12 protein-coding genes and 1 tRNA gene are annotated in these 8,881 nt (G+C 64.4%); 9 read left to right on the forward strand and 4 right to left on the reverse strand.

The window, feature by feature from the left end; all coding sequences use genetic code 11:
* Positions 1-51: 51 nt before the first annotated feature.
* Entirely contained in the window at positions 52-915 is an 864-nt protein-coding gene (locus CEF10_RS12955) for an MBL fold metallo-hydrolase (protein ID WP_101068591.1), read from the reverse strand.
* A gap of 137 nt (positions 916-1,052) precedes the next feature.
* Here CEF10_RS12955 and CEF10_RS12960 point away from each other — a divergent pair, with 137 nt between their 5' ends.
* Together CEF10_RS12960 and CEF10_RS12965 are read left to right on the forward strand one after the other, a co-directional pair.
* A complete protein-coding gene (locus tag CEF10_RS12960) occupies positions 1,053-1,376 on the forward strand; it encodes a TraR/DksA family transcriptional regulator (RefSeq protein WP_101068592.1) in 324 nt (107 codons plus the stop codon).
* A gap of 96 nt (positions 1,377-1,472) precedes the next feature.
* Entirely contained in the window at positions 1,473-1,682 is a 210-nt protein-coding gene (locus CEF10_RS12965) for a hypothetical protein (protein ID WP_101068593.1), read from the forward strand.
* A 67-nt stretch (positions 1,683-1,749) separates the two neighbouring features.
* Here CEF10_RS12965 and CEF10_RS12970 read toward each other — a convergent pair whose 3' ends face one another.
* On the reverse strand, positions 1,750-2,577 hold the full coding sequence (locus CEF10_RS12970; RefSeq protein WP_101068594.1) for an ABC transporter permease: 828 nt from the start codon (positions 2,575-2,577) through the stop codon (positions 1,750-1,752).
* 89 nt (positions 2,578-2,666) lie between these two features.
* Here CEF10_RS12970 and CEF10_RS12975 point away from each other — a divergent pair, with 89 nt between their 5' ends.
* The 4 genes from CEF10_RS12975 to CEF10_RS12990 all read left to right on the forward strand — a co-directional run bounded on the left by CEF10_RS12975 (position 2,667) and on the right by CEF10_RS12990 (position 6,714).
* Positions 2,667-3,986, forward strand: a complete 1,320-nt coding sequence (locus CEF10_RS12975) for a sugar transporter (protein WP_157933028.1) — start codon at positions 2,667-2,669, stop codon at positions 3,984-3,986.
* Between the two features lie 3 nt (positions 3,987-3,989).
* A complete protein-coding gene (locus CEF10_RS12980; protein WP_101068596.1) occupies positions 3,990-4,643 on the forward strand; it encodes an ABC transporter ATP-binding protein in 654 nt (217 codons plus the stop codon).
* A gap of 81 nt (positions 4,644-4,724) precedes the next feature.
* Positions 4,725-5,870 carry a UDP-galactopyranose/dTDP-fucopyranose mutase family protein gene (locus tag CEF10_RS12985; RefSeq protein WP_101068611.1) on the forward strand — a complete coding sequence of 382 codons (1,146 nt, stop codon included), beginning with the start codon at positions 4,725-4,727 and terminating at the stop codon, positions 5,868-5,870.
* A 241-nt stretch (positions 5,871-6,111) separates the two neighbouring features.
* Positions 6,112-6,714 carry a hypothetical protein gene (locus CEF10_RS12990; RefSeq protein WP_232796505.1) on the forward strand — a complete coding sequence of 201 codons (603 nt, stop codon included), beginning with the start codon at positions 6,112-6,114 and terminating at the stop codon, positions 6,712-6,714.
* A gap of 46 nt (positions 6,715-6,760) precedes the next feature.
* Here CEF10_RS12990 and CEF10_RS12995 read toward each other — a convergent pair.
* Positions 6,761-6,836 (reverse strand) — tRNA-Thr (locus CEF10_RS12995).
* A 170-nt stretch (positions 6,837-7,006) separates the two neighbouring features.
* Here CEF10_RS12995 and CEF10_RS13000 point away from each other — a divergent pair.
* Entirely contained in the window at positions 7,007-7,882 is an 876-nt protein-coding gene (locus CEF10_RS13000) for a hypothetical protein (RefSeq protein ID WP_101068598.1), read from the forward strand.
* 18 nt (positions 7,883-7,900) lie between these two features.
* Here the strand turns inward: CEF10_RS13000 and CEF10_RS13005 are convergent, their stop codons facing one another.
* The gene (locus tag CEF10_RS13005; protein ID WP_101068599.1) at positions 7,901-8,170 is read right to left on the reverse strand and encodes a DUF2312 domain-containing protein; all 270 of its coding nucleotides are present in this window, start codon (positions 8,168-8,170) and stop codon (positions 7,901-7,903) included.
* 133 nt (positions 8,171-8,303) lie between these two features.
* Here CEF10_RS13005 and CEF10_RS13010 point away from each other — a divergent pair, with 133 nt between their 5' ends.
* Positions 8,304-8,519 (forward strand): hypothetical protein, encoded by a 216-nt coding sequence (locus tag CEF10_RS13010; protein ID WP_101068600.1) that lies wholly within the window; start codon positions 8,304-8,306, stop codon positions 8,517-8,519.
* Positions 8,520-8,652: 133 nt separating this feature from the next.
* The coding region (locus tag CEF10_RS13015) for a sugar phosphate nucleotidyltransferase (protein WP_269801323.1) at positions 8,653-8,881 on the forward strand (229 nt) is incomplete at its 3' end.

An 8,881-nucleotide genomic window follows, 5' to 3' on the forward strand; every position in this document is an offset into this window, starting at 1 on the left:
ATAGAACCCGGTCGGCGGCGGTGTTCGCGCCCGCCGCCGACCGGCGGTTCGTCAGATCTTGTTGACGGGCACCTTGAGAAAGACGTCGCCCTGATCGTCGGCGGGCGGCATCTGGCCGGCGCGCATGTTCACCTGCAGCGAGGGGATGATCAGCTTGGGCATGCCGAGTTTCGCATCGCGGGTGTCGCGCATCTCGACGAACTCGTCGCGGCTCTTGCCGGCGCCGACGTGCACGTTCTTGGCCTTCTGTTCACCGACCGTCGATTCCCAGGCGTAATCGTCGCGGCCGGGCGCCTTGTAGTCGTGGCCGACGAAGATGCGCGTCTCGTCGGGCAGGGCGAGGATCTTCTGGATCGACTCGTAGAGTTTCTCGGACGAGCCGCCGGGGAAATCGCAGCGCGCCGTGCCGAAGTCGGGCATGAAGATCGTGTCGCCCACGAAGGCTGCGTCGCCGATCACGTAGGTCAGGCAGGCCGGCGTGTGGCCGGGCGTGTGCAGCACGTCGCCGCGCAGCTGGCCGATGTGGAAGCTGTCGCCTTCCTCGAACAGCCTGTCGAACTGGCTGCCGTCGCGCTGGAACTCGGTGCCTTCGTTGAACACCTTGCCGAAGGTGTCCTGCACCACGCGGATCTTTTCGCCGATTCCGATCTTGCCGCCCAGTTCCTGCTGGATGTAGGGCGCAGCCGACAGGTGGTCGGCGTGGACATGGCTTTCGAGCAGCCACTGAACGTCGAGCCCTTCGGCCTTGATGTAGGCGATGATCTCGTCGGCCGACTTCGTGTCGGTGCGGCCCGACGAATAATCGAAGTCCAGCACGGAATCGATGACCGCGCAGGCGCTGCCCGCCGGGTCGCGGACGACATAGGATATCGTGTTCGTTGCGTCGTCGAAGAATGCTTTGACGTCTGGTGACATGTTGGGACCTCCGTTTCCACCGCTCATATAGCAAAAACTGCATATGTCGCAAGGGGCGAGTTGAGAAATGCGGTTGACCTGCATCAAGGTTGCAAGACCGTCAATCTGACATTTTATCCGCTGTCAGGGAGGAACTGATGCACGACACCGAAAAGTACCGCCGCATGCTGCTCGACCGGCTGGCCGAGCTCGACTCGCGGCTTCACGAGATCGAATCCGAGCTCGACACCCCCCCACCCAAGGATTGGGAAGAAAAGGCCGTCGAACGCGAGGGTGACGAGGTGCTCGAGCAGCTGGGCCACAGCGGCGAGGCGGAAATCGCGCGTATCCGTGCAGCCCTCCAGCGCATCCGCGACGGCGTGTACGGGGAATGCGTGCGTTGCGGCGAGGAGATCTCGGAGGCAAGGCTGGAGATCCTGCCGGACACGCCGTTCTGCCGTACCTGCGCCGCGGGTGGCTGACACGAAACCGTCGCAGGCGCGTGGTACGCCACGACTTCCGGTCGCGGCGCCTCGGGTCGCGCGGGCCGACGGGACGGACAAGCAAGAGGCGATGTGATGAAAGACCTCCACAAGGAACTCGAAGCGCTGGAAATCCGGATTCGCGCGGCCGATCCCGCGAACCGCTACAAGTTCCAGTCGCAACTGCACCGTCTGATCGAGAAGCTGTCGCACAGCGGCCAGCCGGTGCCGAGCAAACTGCGCGATTTGGACGATCAGCTTGCCGAGGACGCGATCGAGGCGGAATTCGACAACATGCCGGTCTGAATTCCGGGCGCCTCTGCGTGCGGGCGCGCGGCAGGCAGGAGCGAGTGCGGCATGCCCCGCCTCGCACTCAGCGGTTGAGCACCTCCTTGTGGTGCCGCCGCATCAGCATGAAGCCCAATGCATTGAGAATCAGCGCGAACGAAAGCACGTAGATCGTCGAGATGTACTGTGCCTCGTACATCGGGAAGAACCCCGTGCGCATCATCCCGGTCACATGCGCCAGAGGGTTGTACCACAGCACGGCCTGCGCCATCGGCGGCAGATCCTCGTAGATGTAGAGGATCGCGGACGCCAGGAACAACGGGCGGGTCGCGATGCTCCAGGTGTTCTGCCATGCCGGGAAGAAGGCGAAGAGAACGCAGTTCGTGAGGCCCACGCCGGTTCCCAGTAGCAGGGCCAGTGTCATGGCGACGATCATCGGCTCGAAGTCGAGCACGGCGACCGTGTCGTTCAGCGCCAGGATCCCGGTCATGATGATGTAGGCGACCAGCAGGCCCGTCAGGGCGTTGAGCGCCACGCGCGCCATGACGGCGTCAAGCCAGCTGACGATCGGGTATTTCAGCAGTTGCTTGGAAAAGTTGATCGCGGCGCCTGCGAACCGCTGGATGTTGGAATAGAAGATGAACGGAATGTATGCCGCCGAGTAGAACAGGATGAAGCTGTTGCCCAGCGAGGGTGACCGCAACACGAGCGAGAACGCAAATGACAGCACGATGATCATGCCAAGCGGCTCCAGCACGGCCCACATGTAGCCACCCGGCGACTTGCCGTAGCGCGCCGACATCTCGCGCAGCATGAGCGCGAAGATCGTGCGCGTCCGCACCCAGAGTAGGTTGTCGGGCCCGCGGGCCTCCAGCGGCTGGGGAATGTGTTCGTCGTCGGCGGTGTCTGACAAGGAAACGCCATGCGTCTGGTGTTTGCACGCGCCATTATGTAGAGTCGCACGAGCATGTTCAACGGCAACCTGAGCAGTAATAGGATTTGATGTCCAACGACAGACTAAAGGTCGCCCCGGATCCTTCGACGGAGGACGCTGCGTCACAGACGCAGTCGGAGGAGGCCGAGACACAGGCCGAGCAGAAGCAGCCGTCGCGCGGTGGTGCGAAGCGGAAAGCGGGGAAAGGCGGGCAGAAAGCCGCTGACAAGCCCGCGCCCCGGGTCGTGGAGATCGCGCCGCCGGCCGAACCGGCAAAGATGAAGCAGCGGCACTGGGGGCTGGTCGCGTCCTTCGGGCTGATGGTTCTGGTGCCTTTGATCGCCGTGGCGTCCTACCTTTGGATGGTGGCCGACGACCAGTACGCCTCGAAGGTCGGGTTCACCGTCCGGCAGGAAAACAGTACCTCCGCGTCGGACCTGATCGGCGGCCTTGCGCAGTTCGCCGGTGCCAGCGGCTCTGGTTCGGACACCGATATCCTTTACGAGTTCATTCAGAGCCCGGCGCTGGTCGAGCGGCTGGAGGAGGATCTTTCGATCTCCGAGCATTACCAGTCCCACTACGACAGCGATCCGATCTTCGGGCTGTCGCCCGAGGCCAGCATGTCGGACCTCGTGGATTTCTGGAGTAGCATCATCCGGATCTCCTACGACCAGTCCACGGGATTGATCGAGTTGCGAGTCCTCGCCTTCGAACCGGACATGGCGCAGACGATCGCGCAGAGCGTCGTCAGCGAAAGCCAGGACCTGATCAACGATCTTAACGCGAACGCGCGCGAGGACATGATCCAGTATGCCAAGGCTGACCTCGAAGAAGCGCAGGCAAGGCTGAAGGCAGCGCGCGAGGCGCTGACACGTTACCGGACGGAAACCCAGATCGTGGATCCCGAGACCGATATCCAGGGCCGCATGGGGGTGCTCAACACCCTCCAGCAACAGCTGGCGGAGGCGCTGATCCAGCTCGACCTGATCCGCGAGAGCAACAACGGCGATGACCCCCGCATCCAGCAGGCCAAACGGCGGATCGAAGTGATTCGCGAACGCATCGCCGAAGAGCGCGCGAACGTGACCTCCGAAACGCCCACCGAGGGTGGCCCGGGGTATCCCAAGCTGATTTCCGAGTACGAGGGCCTTGTCGTTGAGCGGGAATTCGCCGAGAAAAGCTATGGTGCGGCGTTGACCGCGCTCGAGCAGGCGCGCTCGAAAGCGATGCGGCAGACGCGCTACCTGGCCGCCTACGTGAAGCCGACCTACCCGCACAGTTCGGAGTTCCCCCAGCGCTGGATGCTCTTCGGGTTGTCGGCTCTGTTCCTTCTGCTGGCATGGGCCATCGCCACGCTGATCTTCTACTCGGTGCGTGACAGCCGGTAAGCGATGATCAAGTTCGAGAACCTGTCCAAGAGCTTCTGGATCAAGGGGCGGCGCAAGACCGTCATCGACAACCTCAACCTGACCCTGCCGACGGGCAGGTCGCTCGCGTTGCTGGGGCGCAACGGCGCGGGCAAGTCAACGCTGCTCGAAATCGTCGCGGGCATCCAGGCCCCCGATACCGGCCGCGTGATTACCGACGGAACGATGTCCTGGCCCGTCGGCTTCGGCGGGTCGTTCCACCCGCAGATGACAGGCACGCAGAACGTGCGCTTCGTCGCCCGCGTCTACGGGGTCGACACCGAGCAGCTGGTCAATTTCGTCGCCGACTTTGCCGAGATCGGGGCGCATTTCGACATGCCCGTCCGCACATACTCCTCGGGAATGAAGGCGCGCCTGGGCTTCGGCCTGTCCATGGGGATCAGGTTCGACACCTATCTCATCGACGAAACCACCGCCGTGGGCGACCCGGCCTTCAACCGCAAGAGCCGGGCGGTCTTCAAGCACCGCGTCAAGAACGCCAGCGCCATCATGGTCAGCCACCAGATGAAGCAGGTGCGGGATTTCTGCGATTCCGGCGTCGTGCTCAACAACGGGCGGCTGGAATACTATGATGACCTCGACGAGGCGATCGAACGCCACCAGCAACTGACGGCGTGACATGCGCCGGCAAGTGCCGAGTTGTTTCGCCCGGCGAACTCTGACATCACCCGGAAGCGAGAGTAACGGGGAGTGAAGGCATTGCACGTTCTGCTTGTGGGGGCCGGGCTGTCCGGCGTTGTCATCGGCCGGGAACTGGCCGAAGCGGGCCACAAGGCCACGATCATCGACAGCCGGCCGCACCTGGGCGGGAACTGCCATACCGAACGCGACAGTGAGACGGGGGTGCAGGTGCATGTCTACGGCCCGCACATCTTTCACACCGATGACGCGGAGGTCTGGGAGTACGTGACGCGCTTCCAGAGGTTCATGCCCTACCGCCACCAGGTGAAGACCACCGCGCGCGGGCAGGTCTTTTCGATGCCCATCAACCTCCACACGATCAACCAGTTCTTCGGCGCCACCATGCGCCCGGCCGAGGCGCGCGCCTTCGTCGAGGCCCGCGCCGAGACCGGGATCGACGATCCCCGCAGCTTCGAGGAACAGGCGCTGCGTTTCGTGGGCCGCGACATCTACGAGACCTTCTTCAAGGGCTACACCGAGAAGCAGTGGGGCTGTTCGCCGACGCAGCTGCCCGCTTCGATCCTCAAGCGGCTGCCGCTGCGGTTCACCTACGACGACAACTACTTCTTCCACCGCTTCCAGGGCATGCCCGAGCATGGCTACACGGACATGATCGAAGCGATGGCCGACCATCCCGGCATCGACGTGCACCTCGACACGCCCTACGGCGCAGGGATGGGCGCACGGTATGACCACGTCTTCTGGTCCGGGCCGCTCGACGGGTTCTTCGACTACGAACTGGGCCGGCTGGGGTACCGCACCCTCGATTTCGAACGGTTCACCGACACGGGCGACTACCAGGGTTGCGCGGTGATGAACTACGGCGATGCCGAGGTGCCCTATACCCGCATCACCGAGCACAAGTATTTCTCGCCGTGGGAAAGCCACGACGCAACCGTGTGCTACCGCGAGTATTCCCGCGCCTGCGACGCCGGCGACATCCCCTATTACCCGATCCGGCTGGTCGAGGAGAAGGCGCTGCTGGCCGACTACATCGACCGCGCGGAGGCCACCGGCGGGGTGACATTCGTGGGCCGGCTGGGCACCTACCGCTACCTCGACATGGACGTGACGATCCGCGAGGCACTGGACACCGCGCGAACCTTTCTCGACTGCGAGAAACGGGGCAAGGCCATGCCCGCCTTCGTCAAGCCGCCTCTGTGAGGCGGCGCTCGGGCCGCGCGCGTCAGGCGTGCGTGCGGCCGCCGGGAAGACGCGCGCCCGGATAAACACCGCCCGGGCCCGAGGAACGGCGCCCGGGGCCCCGGCCAACGTCCCGCCCGTGCGCCGCCGGCCATATTGCCGCGCAACCGGCGTCTTGAGGCTTGTTCCCCGCGGCGAAGCGCGTGTAGAATCAAAGGCGCGGCGCCTGGGGGATGTCCGTCAAGAAGGTGAGGACCGCTTTTTGTCATTCCCTGAGAACACGCAGCTTGCCGTTGCGTTGGTCGCGGCAGTTTCCCTGATCGATCCCCGCATCGCGACCGCGCAGGACCGCGACCGGCACGATGGCGGCTGGTCCGTCGCGGTCGTCGCAGGTCAGATGACAACGAACGGCATCGACGAAGTCCTTGTCCCCGGCAAGACGGATTTCGCCGACAACGGTCTCGCGGGGCTTGTCGTGGGGTACGAAAGACCGCTTCGCGACATGCGCTGGGATCTGGGCGTCGAGTTCCAGCTCAACCAGCATTTCGGGCAGCAGGAGTACCAGGAATTCGTGGTGCCGGCCACGATCCGCTACAGCCCGCGCGATCCCTGGGTGCCGGCCTTCGACAGTTTCGGGTTCGGAATCGGAATGTCCTACGCGACCGAAACGCCGCGGGTAGAGGTGGCCACCCGCGGCGCGTCCCAGCGGGGATTGCTCTACTTCTTCCTCGAAACCGCGTTCGCGCTCAACGATACCGGCGATTCAGCCTTCCTGCGCCTGCACCATCGTTCGGACGCCTACGGGCTGTTCGCGACCGACACGGGCTCCAACGCCCTCGCGGTGGGCGTGCGCAGGGGGTTTTGACCCGCGGGCCGGTGTTCAGGGGCTGGACATGCAGGTTGGGCTGCGTTGGTGCCCCCAGAGAGACTCGAACTCCCGGCCTACTGATTACAAATCAGTTGCTCTACCAGCTGAGCTATAGGGGCCCGGGCATCTGGATAGGCGCTGAGCCGGCAGGTCGCAAGCGAAAACCGGGCGCCGCCGCTGCGGCGACCGCGGTGGTGCCTGCCGCGCGCGAGCGAAATCGGTTTAACTGACTGGAAAAGCTCTTATAGTGTGCCGGACCGTCAGAGAGGACACGGGGTTCGTTTTTCGCATGCAGGTCGTTCTTCACGCAGGCGCCCACAAGACCGACGAGGACCGGCTGCTGAAGTGTCTGATGAAGAACCGGGACCTGCTGTCGCGCCACGGCACGGTCGTCCCCGGCACCGGCAGCTACCGCAAGCTCCTGCGCGACGCGATCCATGCCGCGCAGGGCAACGGCGTGAGCGATGACGCGCGCGACGTCCTGCTCGACGCCATTGTTCAGGGCGCGGCGGTCGACCGGCTGGTGCTGGGCAACCCCGGTTTTTTCGGGATGCCGAAGATGGCTGTTTCGGGCGGCCAGTTCTACCGTGCCGCCGGGCCGCGCATGGAGGTTTTCAACAGGCTCTTCGGTCCCGACGAGGTCGAGCTTTTCTTTGCCATCCGCAACCCGGCCACGTTCCTGCCCGCGATCTTCCGTGAAACCCCCTTCGAGAATTTCACCGACTTCATGGACGGGGTGGACCCGCTCGAGATGCGGTGGTCCGAGATGCTGACACGCATCCGCGCGGCCGTCCCCGGCTTGCAGATCACCGTCTGGTGCAACGAGGATACGCCGTTCATCTGGGCGGAGATCGTGCGCGAGATGGCCGGCCTCGACCCGACGGTGCCCTTCGAGGGCGAGCACGCGTTGCTCTCGGAGATCATGACCGATACGGGCATGCAGCGTTTCAACGCCTATCTCGAAAGCCACCCCGGCATGCCCGAGGTGCAGAAGCGCCGGGTCATCGCCGCGTTCCTCGACAAGTTCGCCCGCGAGACGGAGATCGAGGAGGAACTCGACGTTCCCGGCTGGACCGAGGCCTTCGTCGACCGGCTGTCGGAGATCTACGACGAGGATGTCTACGAGATCCAGCGAATGCCGGGCGTCACCATGATCGCGCCCTGAGGCGCGGCCGCCCGCGGCTCACATGCCCAGCGCTTCCTTGTACATTTCCAGCACGGCCTCCTCCTCGGCGATGTCTTCCTTGTCGCGCTTGCGTAGCGCGATCAGCTTTCGCATCACCTTGGTGTCGTAGCCGCGCGACTTGGCCTCGGCCATGACTTCCTTCTGCTGGTCGGCGAGGTCCTTCTTTTCCGCCTCGAGCCGCTCGAAGCGTTCGACGAACTGGCGCAGCTCCTCGGCGGTCACGCGGTAGTTTGCCTCGGTGCTGGCGTCTGTGCTGGTGTCGGTCATCTCTGATCCCTCGGCTGCCCGGCGTCCTCGTAGCCTGCGTGCCGGGCGCCTGCAAGGGCGGCGCGGGCGGCTTGCGGTGCGCCGCCGGATCGTCTAGGCGACGACGCGCGGCAGGAGCGCGGCGGAGGTGGCCATGGACATACTGATCTGGATCGGCGCGGCGGTGTCGCTGGCGGGACTGGGCGGGCTCGTGTGGTGCATCCTGCGTGTCTGGCGGGCGCGGCGCGCCGGGTTGAGCGACGAGGAACTGCGCGCGCGCATCCAGTCGGTTCTGCCGGTCAACCTGGGTGCATTCCTGTTGTCCGCGCTGGGGCTGATGATGGTCGTCGTGGGCATCCTTCTCGGCTGAGGCCGCCGGCGGGCGCGGCTCTTGGAATGGTGGCGGTTTGGCGTTATGACACCATGCCATGTCGAGGTGCGCGACCTGCCACCGCGGCGCGTGTATTTGTCGTTTTTCAGGATTTTGTAGCCCGGAGCGCATTATGCAGAACAAGGTGACGAAGGCGATTTTGCCGGTTGCGGGTCTGGGGACCCGTTTTCTTCCGGCGACGAAGTCGGTACCCAAGGAGATCATGACGCTGGTGGACCGTCCGCTGGTCCAGTACGCGATCGACGAGGCGCGCGCGGCGGGGATCAAGGAATTCATCTTCGTGACGTCGCGCGGCAAGGGGGCGCTGGAGGATTACTTCGACGCGGCGCCGCAGCTCGAGC

Source organism: Roseovarius salinarum (assembly GCF_002834145.1).
In the GTDB taxonomy this organism is placed as follows: Bacteria; Pseudomonadota; Alphaproteobacteria; order Rhodobacterales; family Rhodobacteraceae; genus Roseovarius; species Roseovarius salinarum.

Coding starts and splice junctions, on each gene's coding strand:
- CEF10_RS12955 (WP_101068591.1), bottom strand. CDS start 915: ATGTCACCAGACGTCAAAGCATTCTTCGACGACGCAACGAACACGATA.
- CEF10_RS12960 (WP_101068592.1), top strand. CDS start 1,053: ATGCACGACACCGAAAAGTACCGCCGCATGCTGCTCGACCGGCTGGCC.
- CEF10_RS12965 (WP_101068593.1), top strand. CDS start 1,473: ATGAAAGACCTCCACAAGGAACTCGAAGCGCTGGAAATCCGGATTCGC.
- CEF10_RS12975 (WP_157933028.1), top strand. CDS start 2,667: ATGTCCAACGACAGACTAAAGGTCGCCCCGGATCCTTCGACGGAGGAC.
- CEF10_RS12980 (WP_101068596.1), top strand. CDS start 3,990: ATGATCAAGTTCGAGAACCTGTCCAAGAGCTTCTGGATCAAGGGGCGG.
- CEF10_RS13000 (WP_101068598.1), top strand. CDS start 7,007: ATGCAGGTCGTTCTTCACGCAGGCGCCCACAAGACCGACGAGGACCGG.
- CEF10_RS13005 (WP_101068599.1), bottom strand. CDS start 8,170: ATGACCGACACCAGCACAGACGCCAGCACCGAGGCAAACTACCGCGTG.
- CEF10_RS13010 (WP_101068600.1), top strand. CDS start 8,304: ATGGACATACTGATCTGGATCGGCGCGGCGGTGTCGCTGGCGGGACTG.